Source organism: Candidatus Manganitrophaceae bacterium (assembly GCA_012960925.1).
Lineage (GTDB): Bacteria > Nitrospirota > Nitrospiria > SBBL01 > JAADHI01 > DUAG01.
On record DUAG01000049.1, the window covers coordinates 56686 to 71238 of the forward strand.

9 protein-coding genes are annotated in these 14553 nt (G+C 52.3%); 6 read left to right on the forward strand and 3 right to left on the reverse strand.

From position 1 onward, the window contains the following. Nucleotide 1: 1 nt before the first annotated feature. The gene (locus EYQ01_08345) at nt 2-745 is read left to right on the forward strand and encodes a nucleotidyltransferase family protein (GenBank protein ID HIE65802.1); all 744 of its coding nucleotides are present in this window, start codon (nt 2-4) and stop codon (nt 743-745) included. A 12-nt stretch (nt 746-757) separates the two neighbouring features. Here the strand turns inward: EYQ01_08345 and EYQ01_08350 are convergent, their stop codons facing one another. Together EYQ01_08350 and EYQ01_08355 are read right to left on the reverse strand one after the other, a co-directional pair. After that, nucleotides 758-1183 carry a DUF393 domain-containing protein gene (locus EYQ01_08350; GenBank protein HIE65803.1) on the reverse strand — a complete coding sequence of 142 codons (426 nt, stop codon included), beginning with the start codon at nt 1181-1183 and terminating at the stop codon, nt 758-760. After that, the gene (locus tag EYQ01_08355; protein HIE65804.1) at nt 1146-3902 is read right to left on the reverse strand and encodes an FAD-binding oxidoreductase; all 2757 of its coding nucleotides are present in this window, start codon (nt 3900-3902) and stop codon (nt 1146-1148) included. Before EYQ01_08355 ends, EYQ01_08350 begins: the two co-directional genes overlap by 38 nt. Before the next feature lie 329 nt (nt 3903-4231). Here EYQ01_08355 and amt point away from each other — a divergent pair, with 329 nt between their 5' ends. Further along, complete coding sequence (gene amt / locus EYQ01_08360; protein HIE65805.1) at nt 4232-5446, forward strand: ammonium transporter; 1215 nt, start codon at nt 4232-4234, stop codon at nt 5444-5446. A gap of 156 nt (nt 5447-5602) precedes the next feature. Here amt and EYQ01_08365 read toward each other — a convergent pair whose 3' ends face one another. Continuing rightward, a complete protein-coding gene (locus EYQ01_08365) occupies nt 5603-5839 on the reverse strand; it encodes a CDGSH iron-sulfur domain-containing protein (GenBank protein ID HIE65806.1) in 237 nt (78 codons plus the stop codon). A 297-nt stretch (nt 5840-6136) separates the two neighbouring features. On the opposite strand from EYQ01_08365, the gene typA reads away from it, so the two are divergent. The 4 genes from typA (at nt 6137) to EYQ01_08385 (ending at nt 14538) form a co-directional block, all read left to right on the forward strand. Further along, on the forward strand, nt 6137-7969 hold the full coding sequence (gene typA, locus EYQ01_08370) for a translational GTPase TypA (GenBank protein HIE65807.1): 1833 nt from the start codon (nt 6137-6139) through the stop codon (nt 7967-7969). A gap of 364 nt (nt 7970-8333) precedes the next feature. Then, nucleotides 8334-10058 carry an NADH-quinone oxidoreductase subunit L gene (locus tag EYQ01_08375; GenBank protein ID HIE65808.1) on the forward strand — a complete coding sequence of 575 codons (1725 nt, stop codon included), beginning with the start codon at nt 8334-8336 and terminating at the stop codon, nt 10056-10058. Further along, nucleotides 10059-11276 (forward strand): hypothetical protein, encoded by a 1218-nt coding sequence (locus tag EYQ01_08380; protein ID HIE65809.1) that lies wholly within the window; start codon nt 10059-10061, stop codon nt 11274-11276. It abuts the gene before it with no gap. Further along, nucleotides 11257-14538: a DUF2309 domain-containing protein gene (locus EYQ01_08385; GenBank protein ID HIE65810.1), complete on the forward strand. Its 3282-nt coding sequence runs from the start codon at nt 11257-11259 to the stop codon at nt 14536-14538. The genes EYQ01_08380 and EYQ01_08385 overlap by 20 nt, the downstream gene beginning before the upstream one ends. Nucleotides 14539-14553: the final 15 nt, after the last annotated feature.

A 14553-nucleotide genomic window follows, 5' to 3' on the forward strand; every position in this document is an offset into this window, starting at 1 on the left:
AATGAAAGCGATGATCCTGGCGGCCGGTTTGGGCACACGTCTTCGCCCCCTCACCAATGACCTTCCAAAACCTCTCTTGCCTATAGGGGGACAGCCCTTGATCTTTCACCATCTTGAGTTATTGAAGAACCATGGGATCACGGATATTATTATTAATGTCCACTATCACGGAGATAAAATTATTGAGAGGGTGGGAAACGGGGATCGTTTTGGGATGAAGATCACCTACTCACAAGAGCCGGAAATATTGGGGACGGGCGGAGGGATTAAGAAAATTCAGTCCGCCCTGGGAGCCGGACCGTTTATTGTGATGAATGCCGATATCCTGGTCCGTCTGGATCTTGGGAAGCTGGTTTCTTTTCATCAAAAGAGGGGAGGGTGCGCAACTCTGGTTCTTCGAGAGGAAGCGCAGGTAAACACATATGGCGTGATTGCGCTTGATCCACAAGATCAAATACGGGATATTCTTGGAAAGGTCCGGGGAAAGGACTCGGGAAAGGTTCGATCAAAAGAGAAAGGCAGCATGCGCCGCCTGATGTTTACCGGGATTCATGTCATAGAATCGCGGGTTTTTGATTATATCCCCTCCGGGAAGTTTTATTCCATTATAGACGCATATGTTGAGATGCTTCGCCAGGACGAGCTTATAGCGGGTTATCTTATGGACGGATACTGGAATGATATCGGGGTTTTGGAGCGCTATGAAAAGGCCGATCAAGATTTCGAACAAGGGCTTGTACGGTAATCGTCAGCGATGCTATTTGTATTCACAGCTTCCAAACCAGCGGATGCGATTTTTTGCAACGATACGGTAAATCGTCCCGGCGAGCCATGGAAAACCGGGGAGATAAAACAAGATCGAAAAGACCCGTCCAAGGGGAAGCAGCGGAAGCATTCGTCGAAAGGCGTCTATCCCGATGGAAACGGGGTGGTCCGCTTCGACAAAGCGCATGGCGTCGATGTCGCTCCGTCCCGCAAAATTTGGAACAATCGCCCTTGCTTCTTCCGATTGGAAAGGGAGAAACTTGATCCGGTGGGTCCGGTCCCACCTTTCAAGTATCCCTTTAGAACGGACGCAGAGTCGGCACCCGGCGTCATAGATTAGGATGTTCCGGGTCTCGTCATGACTATGCTCCCCGGATTCTTTATTCTTCGTTGAGGACCTGGGCGATGTGTTTGACATCCACCCCTCCCTTTAATCCATTTTTAAGTTGAATCATACAGGCGGGACACGAGGTCACCACAACCTCTGCGCCGCTGGCCGCAATCCCCCGCCGTTTTCTCTCAAATATTTCCGCGGACTGCTTCGGATTTTTGATGCAGAATGTCCCTGCACCTCCGGCACATCGATCGGCATCCGGCATCTCGACAAACTCCAGGGAAGGGTCTTGGCGCAGGAGACGGCGGGGCGCGTCATTGACTCCTGCCGCCCGGAGATGGCAGGAGGAATGGTAGGTCACGCGTCTTTTCTTTGGCAGATCATTCCCCTTTAATAGAGACTTTTCCGGAGGCCGGTCGGCCATGAACTCTGAGATGTGGAAGACCTTTTCGGCCAGGCCTAGGGCCTTCTGGTGATATTCCCCTTCCGGGAAGATCGTCGCATAGTCCTTGAGCATGAAGGTGCAGGAGGCGCAGCCGGTAATGACCCTTTCAAAGCTTTCCATCGAATCCATGTTGAACCGGGCGTCCTCCCGAACACGATTAATCACGCCGTAGGTCTGTATCGGTGTCCCGGAACAGCGCTGGGGAGGAAGGGCCGGATCGACGCCGTTCTTTTTCAATAGGTCAATCACCGCATCCCCCACCCCGTCATCAATGTAATTGGCCGCACATCCATGGAAATAGGCGGTTGAACTTTGCGATCCGCTTCGCTTGGTGAGCTCGGAATATCTCTCCCGCAGATGCTGTTTGGCCAGCCGGGGAAGAACCATGTCAGACGGGATTCGGGCTGTCGGCGCCAGACCTCTCACCCAGTGGAGGGTGAGATATTCGATCAGGAGGCGGACGGGCTGCGTGTCCCAGATCGGCTGTGTCCAGGCAGCGACCTTCAGGAAGGATTCAAAAAGGGCGCGTCTGGACTGGAAGGCAAAGAGGGCCCCGGCCGTCTTGTTCGGATGCTCCTCCCTCTTTTTCAGAATCAGCGCGGAGACATCGATCCCGGCGGGACAGACGGTTCGACACGATTTGCAATTGATGCAGGCCTCCACGACGCGGGCGGATTTTTCATAAGAATAGTCCGGATCGGTCAAAATATGAAACCAGCCCCGCGCGGCATTTGACTCTTCACCGACCACATCATAGACGGGACAGACGGCGTTGCACTTTCCGCAGGTGGCGCAGGGTTTGGTATAACGTTCGTAGTCGATTTGATCTGTAAAGGCATGATCCGAGATCTTCACTCCCGGATTGAGGAGGTTCTCCGGATCGAACAGGCGCTTCACCTCCTTGAAAAGGGCATAGATCTCCGGCCCGTAAAGGCCTTCCAGTAACTCGGCTCGGACCCGACCATCCCCATGCTCGCCGCAGAGAGAACCCTCAAAGCGATTGATCACCACCTGATGGATCTCATGATAGAGGTCGGTCATTTTTTCAAAGTCGTCCGGATCATTCAAATCCAACAAGGGGTTGATATGGGCATTGCCATCTCCGATATGACCATAGATCGCAACCTTCACCCCTCTCTTTGAGAATTGGGCCTCAAGGTAAGGGATCAACTCCGGAATCCGATCTGCCGGAACAACAACATCATCGACAAAGTGGATGGGTTTTTTCTTCGCGTCGTGCATATAGAGGATTGGATTGATCGCCTTACGCACCTTCCAGAGTGCGGCCTGTTTCTCCGGGTCGAAGGCCAGGGTCGGCGTGGCGCACACGGGCGTTTTTTCAAGAGAGGCGAGAAGGGCCTCCATTTTTTCCCGAACCGACTCATCAAACTCGATGAGAAGCATGGCCTCTGCCTGATGAGGGATGTCATGGGTCTCGCGACCGATCAGGTCGAGTGTGGCGGCGTCCATCATCTCCAGGGCGCTGGGGGAAAGGCTTAGAATGGTTTTGACCGCCTTACCAAGATCAGACAAGAATCTAAAATAGACCAGGGCCGTGGCGACTTCAGGTGGACGGGGGACGAGCTTGATTTTCGCCTCCCGCACCAGGCCCAGTGTCCCTTCACTTCCGATGAAAAGCTGATGTAATGGAAATCGGCCCTGTTCCAAGCTCTCTGCCAGGGCAAAGAGATTGTACCCGCTCGAATTTTTTGAGACCTTGCGTTTTTTTGAGAGAATCAGCTCATGGTGAGAGCCGATCAGGTCGACCAGTGCTTTCAGAGGGGGATTGTCCGAAAGCAGTTTCTGGAAGAGAGGATCATCGAGGCGATACTCCTTCGCTGTAATCCAGTTCCCATTAGAAAGGAGGACTTCCATCTCAAGAACATTGTCTTTTGTCGCCCCGTATTTAAGTGAGTGTGGACCGGCGGCATTGTTTCCAAGCATCCCTCCCAACTTGCACATCTCGCCGCTGGAAGGGTCAGGGGCAAACATCAAGTCCTGAAGAGAAAGGCGACGGTTCAATTCAGCGTAGGTGATCCCGGGTTGTACACGGGCCCATTGTTCCCGATCATTGATCTCCAGAATTCGGTTCAGGCGGGAAAACTCCAAGATGAGCCCCTCTCCCACTGCGTTCCCGGTCAGGTTGGTTCCCCCGCTTCGGGCCGTCAGCGGGACCTGATTTTTCCGGGCATAACGCAAGGCTGATTCCATATCGGCCTGGCATGTAATCAGGACAATTGCCTTCGGCGTGACCTTGTAGATGCTGGCATCAATGGCATAAGCCGTAATCGCGGGGGGGTCGGACAAGACCTTTTCCGGACCGATTAAATCCGTTAATTGTTTGAGATTAAAAGACATGGTTGGAGTATATCAAGGAAGCTCTAAATAAGTCATGGATTGTTTTTAAGGGGGAAAATGTCCCATTCTTTCACATGGGGTTGAAAATTTTCCATTGAAAAAATGATGTGATGGCGTATACTCCTGGAAAATGTTGCAAGGAAATTCCGTGATATTTGCTTAGCTCGAGGATATCTTGGTGAGGAGGCAAAGCGTATCTTAATGGAGGTTTCAGGCCCATGTTGAAAGGATATGACAAATTTACCCTTGTTTTCTTTTTTTCACTCGTTCTTCTTTTCTTTCTTCTCTTTAATGTTTCGGGAGCGGGGGCCGCGGGTGTCTCTCAGGAGATGTTTACCGTCAACAATACCTGGATGTTGGTGGCGACTTTCCTTGTGTTTATCATGCATCTTGGATTCGCGACGCTTGAAGCGGGGTTAACGCGCGCCAAGAATACGACGAACATCTTATTCAAGAATACCGCCATTGTCGCCATCGGTTTGCTGACCTATGCGCTAATTGGTTTTGGCCTCATGTATCCGGGTGATTTTAATGGATTTATCGGATTGGCCGGGATAGGTATCAGTCTGCCTCCCGGCGATGCCGGTTTAATTGGCTATGCGGATGGGGCCTACACTTACCATACGGACTTCATTTTTCAGGCGATGTTTGCCGCAACAGCGGCTACCATTGTCTCTGGAGCGGTTGCGGAACGGGTTAAGCTGAGCAGCTTTCTGATCTTTTCCACTATTTATGTGGCCTTCGTTTATCCGATCGTGGGGTCATGGAAGTGGGGAGGCGGTTGGCTGGATAAAATGGGGTTTTACGATTTTGCCGGTTCGACCCTGGTTCACGGTGTTGGCGGATGGGCGGCATTGGCCGGGGTATTGATTCTGGGACCGCGATTCGGAAAATATGTCAATGGGCAGATCAAGCCGATTCTGGGACACAATCTTCCATTGGCAACGATTGGTGTTTTCCTTCTCTGGCTGGGTTGGTTTGGTTTTAACGGCGGCTCGGTCTTGTCAGCAGACCCGGGCCTGGTTTCTCTTGTTTTTGTCACGACCTCCTTGTCTGCGGCGGCCGGCGTGATTGCCGCAATGTTGACCTCATGGGTGGTTCAGAAGAAACCTGATTTAACGATGATTTTAAATGGAAGTCTTGCAGGCCTGGTCGGGATAACGGCAAGTGCTGATACCGTTTCCGTGACTTCTTCCATTATCATCGGGGCCGTATCGGGTGTTATGGTGGTTTATTCCGTGATGTTTTTTGACAAAATCAAGATTGATGATCCGGTGGGTGCGCTCTCGGTCCACCTGGTTTGCGGAATATGGGGGACTCTGGCCGTCGGCATTTTCAGCACGAATCCAGAGCATAGCCTCGTCGTGCAGTTGATCGGTGTTGTGGCCTACGGGGCCACTTGTTTTGCCGCAGCTTACGGTATCTTCTTTGTGATTAAAAAGACGATGGGGATAAGGGTTACCGAGGAAGAAGAGCGTCGGGGGCTCGATTTCTCCGAGCATGGCATGGAGGCCTACAGCGGCTTCCAGATTACAGATTTGTAAACGGATTGCATCATTTCCGAGATGGCCATTGAGGCCAACCTCAGTCTATTACACAATGATCGGAATTTCATCACATCGCCGGATATGCAATCCTGCGGAAAGTGTGCGAGTCGGAACAACAAGGGCAGGGCAATATTATAGCCCTGCCCTTCCGTTTTACAACTTGCTGTGTGATCCGTCGCAAAAGGGCTGGGTTCCGGAGTGCTTGCATCCGCACCACGCGACCCTTTTCTTTATGTCTATTCTTACCTCCAGGGGCGTAAAATCCGTCCCGCTGTGCGATCCGTCGCAGAAGGGCTGCGCATTTGAGCGACCGCAGCGACACCAATGATACGTGCCCGGTTCCATTTCCTGAACATAAGGCATCTTCTGTGGAACAGTTGGTTCAGCCATTATTACCCCCCTTTATTAAAAGCCAGGAATTTTTCACTGTAGAACTTAATGCCATCGATTTCTCAATCATACATAATAATGGGTAATGAAAAAAAGTCAATTCTAGTCAAGGGTAAGCGTAACATTCTGACAGTTGACGAGGGGGGGTGGCGATTGTTATAGTTAGCGTGAGTATTTACGCCGGTTGGTTTTTATTGTAAAAGTCACCCCATACCTGATTGGGGTTTTTTTTTGAGAAAAGAGATCCCTTAAGTTCCAGAAATCTTTGAAAAAAAAGGATAGAAACGGAAAATTATCATGACGACAGAAGCGCAGAAGAAACTAAGAGAAGATATTCGGAATATTGCCATTATTGCCCATGTTGACCATGGGAAAACAACCCTGGTGGATAAGATGCTGCAACAGGGCGGGGCTGTTCACGCACGCGGGGACGCCCTGGACCGCGTCATGGACTCGAACGATCTGGAACGGGAACGGGGGATCACCATCCTCGCGAAAAATACGTCCATTCACTATAAAGACTATAAAATAAATATTGTTGATACCCCTGGTCATGCCGATTTTTCCGGAGAAGTCGAGAGAACCCTGAAGATGGTTGATGGTGTTCTTCTCCTGGTCGATGCCTTTGAAGGTCCGATGCCTCAGACAAAGTTTGTCCTTAAAAAAGCCCTGGAGCTTCATTTAAACCCCATCGTTGTCATCAATAAAATAGACAGGCCGGATGCCCGGGCAGCCGTGGTGGCAGATCTGGTGACCGATCTTTTTCTGGAATTGGATGAGGAGGGCGATCAGCTTGATTTTCCGATTGTTTATACCTCTGCCAAGACGGGGATTTCAAAACTGCAATTGGAAGATCCCGAAAGCGATCTTTCCCCCCTGTTTGAGACAATCCTGAAAAAAGTGAATCCGCCTTCCGGAGACGATGAAGCGCCTTTTCAGATGCTCATTTCATCTCTCGAGTACGACAATTTTATTGGTCGGATCTGCCTGGGCCGAATCGACCGGGGCAAGATACAACTCGGAGAGCAGATTGTCCTGATCCAGAAGAATGGAAAGATGATCAAGGGGAAGGCAACACGCCTGATCGGGTATGAAGGTCTGAAGAACGTCGAACTCAAGAATGCAAAAGCCGGAGACATCATCGGGATTGCCGGGATGGACGACGCCCAGATTGGAGAGACGCTTTGCGATCCGGAAACCCCCGATGCCCTTCCTGCTATTGAAATCGGCGAGCCGACGATTTCAATGAATTTTATGGTGAACACCTCTCCCTTTGCGGGTTTAGATGGGAAATATGTTACAAGCCGAAATCTGAGAGATCGACTCTTTCGGGAACTCCGCTCCAATGTTGCGCTCAAGGTGGAAGAGACGGACAGCACCGATGCCTTCAAGGTTTCCGGTCGGGGAGAGCTTCACCTCTCCATCCTGATCGAAACCATGCGCCGTGAAGGCTATGAGTTTGCCGTTTCCCGACCCACCGTCATTTTTAAAATGATCGATGGAAAAAAACATGAACCCTTTGAACACCTGACCTTAGACCTGGAAGATGCCTACGTCGGGGCCGTGATGGAAGGCCTGGGGAGACGTAAAGGAGAGCTTCAAAACATGGGAAGCTCTCATGGTGGCAATACGCGCCTTGAATTTGAGATCCCCTCGCGGGGCCTGGTGGGCTACCGCTCTGAATTTTTGACGGTGAGCCGGGGAACCGGGATCATGAATTACAATTTTTCGTCTTATCGGCCCTATAAGGGAGAGATCCCGGCCCGGACCAAGGGTGCCCTGATCGCAATGGAAAAAGGGCAGGCGGTGACCTTCTCCCTGTATAATCTCCAACCAAGAGGCACATTGTTCATCAGCCACGGGGAAAAGGTTTATGAGGGGATGGTGATCGGCGAGCATTCCCGTGGCAGCGACCTGGTGGTCAACGCCTGCAAGAAGAAGAATCTGACCAATATGCGCTCCTCTGGTGCGGATGAGGCCTTGACCCTGACGCCGCCGAGAAAGATGGAACTTGAGATCTCCATTGCCTTCCTCTCTGATGACGAATTGCTTGAGGTGACGCCAAAATCAATCCGAATCCGCAAGAGGTTCCTGACAGAACTCGAACGAAAAAGGGCATCAAAAAAGTAGCTCCCAATATTCTCTCCCCTTCCTGTAGCAGGAGTCTTCAATGATCATCTCCAGGAAGGGGGAAACCCTTCGAACACATTCCGCGGCAATTACTACTTGACCTCAACCTTTTGCCCATTGTTTAATATCCTCTAGCGGATGATTCTCCGAAAGTCTTTCCCGCTCCAGTAAAAAAACAGACTTTTTTACGATTACGGAACGGTTCAAGTTGCTTATATTTTTCTCCAGGGTAAGGCGCGAGGAACACAGAACCGCAGCGTATGCCCCATACGTGAGGATTCGAGTACCACAGCAACGCAGCCATGGAGGAAAAGATGAGTGACTTGATCCGTTCCTGTAGGTTGCTGAAGAAAGGGTAGACCTCATTCAGACCTTCATCGCCAAACTCTCTATTCTGATCCCCCTCCTTCCGCTTGTGGCGGGCCTCCTGATCCCGATCCTGGGGAAGCGGATCAAGGAAAACGTTTACAAAATCGGTCTTACAGCCCAGGTTGCAGCATTCTTCACGGCCCTGCTGGCGCTCTACCAGGTGAGCGTCGGTGGACCCATTCAAATCGGTCCTCTCTCCTTCTTTGGGGGAAATGGCATCATCCCTTTCGGTCTTTTTATCGACCGTCTGACGGCCGTGATGATGGTCCTTGTCACCTCGGTCAGCATTGTCATTCATATTTTTGCGTCGCGTTATCTCCAGGAAGAACCGGGATACACGCGTTTCTATACCCTTCTGTCCCTTATCACCTTCGTCCTGCTTGCCCTGGTCGCAAGTCCCAATCTTCTGATGCTTTTTGTCTTCTGGCAGCTTTTAAGCTGGACCCTCTATTTGCTGCTGGCCTACAATATCACCCACCTCCCCAGTGCTCAGGCGGCTTTTAAAACCCTTATTATTCTTCGGATCGGAGATGTCTTTTTTCTTGGGGGCGTTATTCTGGCCTATCTTGTCTTTGGGACGCTTGATTTTCCGCTGCTCTTTGAGCGGGCTGCGGCAGGGCCGGTTTCGCTCTCTCTTCTGCCGGGAGGGCTGTTGACGATGGATGCGGTCACGGCCATCACGCTTCTTATCTTTATCGGTGCGATGAGCAAGTCCGTTCAATTTCCACTCCACGTCTGGCTCCCCGATACGATGCATGCCCCCTCTCCGGTCTCGGCCCTGATGCATGCGGGGATTGTGAATTCAGGCGGATTTTTATTGAGCCGACTTGCGCCCCTCTACGGGCTCTCGCCGACAAGCCTCCATGTGGTTTTTGCGGTTGGGGCACTCACCACCCTCATCGGAGCCCTGATCATGCTCACGGTAAACGATGTCAAAAAGATGCTCGGCTACTCGACCATCGCCCAGATGGGCTACATGATTATGGAGTGCGGATTGGGTGCCTTTGCTTTAGCCATTTTCCATTTTATTGCCCACGGTCTCTTTAAGGCGACCCTCTTTTTAAGCTCGGCCAGCACCATCCAGGCGGCGCGCGAAGAACCTAAGTTTCCTCATTCTGTTAATGACGCAAAGCCGCCGGCGGCCTTTTCGCCCCTCACCTGGGGAACGGGACTCTTCACCACTCTTCTTCTCCCTCTCCTCATTCTTCTGGCCGCCCATGACCTTTTTCACATTCCACTAGAGGAGGCACATGGGGCCGTTATCTTTCTTTTCTTCAGTTGGGTCACCTCTTCTCAGGCGATTATCAGCCTTTACCGTCTTAATGCGGTGGCATCCTGGAAAGTGGCCGGGGCGATGGTTCTGGCACTGATCTTCATCGTTTTTACCTATCTCTGGGCCGGAGAACTCTTCACGCACTTCCTCTTTCCCGAGCCCGGCCTGGCGGACTATTACTTCCAGGTCGCGGCCTTGCCTCCTTTCTTATTTGACTCGGCGGTTATCGTAGCGACCCTGCTGATCGTTCTGGTCTGGGTCAACCACTACGCTGAGGCACATGGGAGAAAGTTTTCGAAACCGGTCTGGATGACCGACCTTCAGGAACGGTCCTACGTTCTTTGCATCAACCGTTTCTACATCGACACACTTTACGTTTGTCTGAATAAAAGGATGATTTATTTGGCGAACCTCATCGACAAACGTGTTCTGGCAAGGATTCCTTAAATGGCAAAGAGGTACAAAATAAGCGCCATCGGTATTGCCCTCGCAACGCTCATCGTCCTGCCGGTCCTTTTGTCCGGGGAGGCGGCTTCCCTGAGTGCCCCGCTGACCCTCTTGCTTCCTCTTGCGGCCATACTCACTTTGCTTGCCGCTCTTTCACATGAGACTGCTCCGTCCGACCTGCTCACCCTCCTGATCTTCCTAGGACTCGGTTTGGGCTTTATGATCGTGCCGGGAAAAATAGGTCATCTCTCTCTTGGCGGGGTTTTCATTGTTTTAATTCTCTTGTTGATCCGACAAAAAAGTCGATCTCGTTTTTCAGAACTTTGGGGTGTCGGGCTCTATGGATTCGCGCTGGTGATGCTGATAGCTTCGCTTGTATCCTCCCCCTCAACCGGGCGAATCCTGTTGCTCCTCACCTATGCCGTTCTCCTGCCGACTTGTCCTCTGCATGGGGCTTCCATTGTGACCTTCAGCCGTCTGGGCGGGATCCTCCCCAACTTTTTTGCTCTCTTTCTGCCTGCTCTGGGATTGAAGGGGGTCCTTGGGATACTTGCTGAATTACCGCCGCAACTCATGGGCATCGTATCCATTTTTGCATTGATCGGCGCACTTTACGGTGGCGTGCGGGCGCTGGTGCAAACTCATATCCGCCCGCGTCTGGCCTATGCCGGGCTTACCTTCTGGTCGATCCTCTGGTGGTATCTTGCTGGCACCGGGATTGGAACTGCACCCGCCATTCTCTACTTCTGCGCCATCGCCCTGACCATGCAGGGGCTCTTTCTCAGTGGGCAGGTGTTGGAAACTCGTCACGGCGATCTGGATCTCAACCAACTGGGGGGGGTGGCGCGGGTCATGCCTCGTTTTGGCATCCTGCTCAGCCTTCTGGTTGCCGCGGCAATGGGGCTGCCTCTCTTTGGTTCTTTTACCGCCCTGTTTGCGATGGCCACATCCCCGGAAATAACACTTTCCTGGGGCGTTGCCGTTGTTCTTCTGGCCTGGTTGCTGGCTTCATGGCATTTCCCCCTATTCATGCAGCGCATCCTCCTGGGTCCGGCAAAACCGGGCAGAATTTACCGCGACCTGGTCCCAAGCGAGACACTTTCGCTCACCCTGATTGTGGCGATGATTGTGATACTGGGGATCGCCCCCGACGCGCTCTTCGGGCCGGAGTTTTCTCTGCAACAAAGCCTTGTGGTTCATGATGCCAAGCCCAGGTAAGATGGATATGATGCAAATAGCGATCAATAAACAAAAAAAAACCTACAGCGACTCTGCCCGGATGGGATTAAGAGGACTCGTCCGGATCGCGAGCGAGATCAACTCGGCCTTCTGGCCAATGCGCTCCTTTGTCGCCAACAACCCGCTTCATTCCCTGGAGTATCTTGATTTTGAAACGGCCATACGACTTTGCAAGGATAAACTCGGAGGATCCGGCTATCTCTCAAATGAGATCTACCGGGACTATTTCACCTCCGGGCGCATCCTTGAGGAAGATGTCGATTTTGCACTTAAACCACTGGCGCAGGATAAAAAACTTCAACTCGGCGGCCGGGAGGTGAGCCAAAGTGAAGTGCTTCGGGTGCAGCTTCTTGTTCCGACATCTCCTCCGGATGCAGCGGGACCGAAAATCCTGCTCCAACATTCAAAAGACAGGACAGGTCTTGAAAATCTGGCGGAAACGCTGAAAAGGGTTTTCAAAGGAAAGGCCCTTTCTGAATGCCTTGCCGCCACGCAGGAAGCAGATGCAGAGAAACTGGCCCAAGGCCAGACGCTCTCCCACTGGTGTGACTCAAGTTTTGGAACAATGATCGTCGATCGTATCAATGGTGAGATGATCCGTTGGTGTGGGGCATTCTTAGATGAGGGACAAGCCCCCTGGGAAATGCCCGCAAGAGAGAAAGGTTTCTACATGGCCTGGAAGGCCGCCGCCTTAGAGACCTGGGATGGCGCGGGCATCCGCAATATCCGAGAAAAAGTAAGCCACCTGCCGGAGCATCCGGAAGATGCCATCCTCGAAAGTCTTCATTTCCTGGGCATCCCGGAGTCCGCGTGGGAAAATTATCTGTCGCGCCATCTTGCCGCCCTCCCGGGTTGGGCGGCATTTGCAAATTGGCGGGCGAGGCAGGCCGAATATGAATGGCAGCAGGCTTATCCCATCGACCTGGTTCAGATTCTTGCAGTCCGCTTGTGGTATGAGCGAGAATGGGTCTCAAAAACCTGCCAAATAGAACTTGACGCGGGCGAAGTCAAACCCTGTCAGGCAATCTCCACTTATATGGAAAAAGTGCCTGCACAGTACTTTTTGAGGAAGGAACGGACGGCTGTAAACCTCCCCGCCTGGCTTTCAGAAGAGGTTGATCTCCTGCTTTATGCCGGATCATCAGCCGGAAACAAGTGTTGGGATCAGTTGGCCAGCCGGTACGAAATGGAAGAAGGCCCGGACCGGGATCGCCTTTCCCGGCTTTTCGACGCATGGCGTCTCACGGCCCTGGCGGCGGGGCTCAAGATCAATCCTGAAAGACTGACGGACCTTGCCGTGGATGAACTGACAACGCTGCTCTCCTGGCTGGATGACTTTCCAGAATCACGGCATGGACCGGTCTGGCTGGAGGCTTTTGAGGCCGGCTATCGGCATTCACTCATCAAAAAATTAGAACGTCGAACCGGCAAAGCAGAAGGGAGAACAGCAAGGCCCACGGCTTCGCCGGTCACCCGCCCCCTGGCCCAGGCGATCTTCTGCATTGATGTCCGTTCGGAGCCCTTTCGCCGGCAACTGGAGCATGTCGGCCACTATGAGACATATGGCGTTGCCGGTTTTTTTTCGGCCTTTATCCGCTATCGCGCCTTTGGAAGCCATCACGAGACCGACCTTTTTCCGGTCGTCATGGAGGCCAAGAATGTCATCCATGAAATCCCGAGAAACACTGAAGAAAAACGCGTGTCCCGTCATCTGGCCGGGGCGAAGCTCCTCCATGTCGGACACACCCTCTTTCATGACCTGAAAGAGAATGTGATCACCCCCTATGTCATGGTCGAATCCATCGGCTGGTTTTTCGCCTTCCCTTTTTTTGGAAAAACCTTCTGGCCGGTGGAGTATGCGGATTGGGTGAATCGTCTGCTGAAAAGATTTGCACCGCCGATTGCCACGACCATGACGCTAGATAAACAGACCAGGGGCGAGGTGGAAGAGATCATCGCATCCGAGCAGTGCGTTACTGTACGGCAGGCGCTTCGGGGATGGCTTGAACGCTCAGTGGTTAATGTCCCCCATAACCAGATTAAGGCCCTGAGGGACTGGGCCTTGAACTCCGATCACATAAAGGATGCGACCTCAGAAAATACACATCAGAAGGCCCTTTCTCACTTTAAATCGGAAGCAGATGCCACGGCCTTTGTTGAACAACTGCGCGTTCGACACCGGATTACCCTCGGATGGTCTTCAGCCCGAATGGAGCAGATCACACGGACCGGATATACCCTGAAAGAACAGGCCTTCACGGTCGAGACGGCCCTGAGAGTGATGGGGCTCACCGAAAATTTTGCACGTTTTGTTCTGTTTTGCGCGCATGGCAGCAGCAACGAAAACAACCCCTTCGCGGCAGCCCTTGACTGCGGTGCCTGCGGCGGGAATTCGGGGGTCCCTAACGCGCGTGTGCTTGCGGCGATGGCAAACAAGCGGGAAGTCCGTGAACTGCTTTCCAAAAAAGGGCTCGTCATCCCCGAAGACACCTGTTTTATTGCCGCAGAGCATGATACGACGACCGATGTCGTCAAGCTGTTTGATTTAGAGGACCTCTCCGCAGTCAGTCAACAGGCGCTTTCTCCCTTAATAGAGGACCTTAAAAAAGCAGGTATCATGAATAACCAGGAACGCTGTCGAAGCCTGCCTGATTTCAAGGCCGGGCTTTCGCCTCTGGAGGCGGTTGAAAATGTCCGGATACGGAGCAGGGCCTGGAACCAGGTGCGGCCGGAATGGGGGCTTTCTGGAAATGCTGCGTTCATTATCGGCCATCGTCGTCTGACGGAAGGTATTGATCTGGCCGGACGGGTTTTTCTCCACTCCTACGATGAAGATGCCGACCCGGAAGGAACGCTACTCGAAATCATTATGACCGGCCCCCAGGTGGTCACCCAATGGATCAACATGGGGTACTATTTTTCCATGGTCGATAATGAGGTCTACGGGAGCGGGAACAAGATTTACCACAATGTTGCCGGACGGATCGGGATCATGTATGGTCCGACCAGCGACCTGCGGACGGGACTCCCCTGGCAAACGGTCACAAAAGGCAATCGTCCCTACCATGAGCCGATGCGCCTGCTGGTATTGATCGAGGCCCCGAGAGCGCGGATTAATCCCATTATCGCACGGCATAAAATTTTACAGCACTACTACCACAATCGTTGGGTGAAGCTGATTGCCCTGGAAGGGGGCCGTTATTATCAATATCTTCCGAGTAGTGAATGGGTGGAGGAATAAATGAGAAAAGGAGAC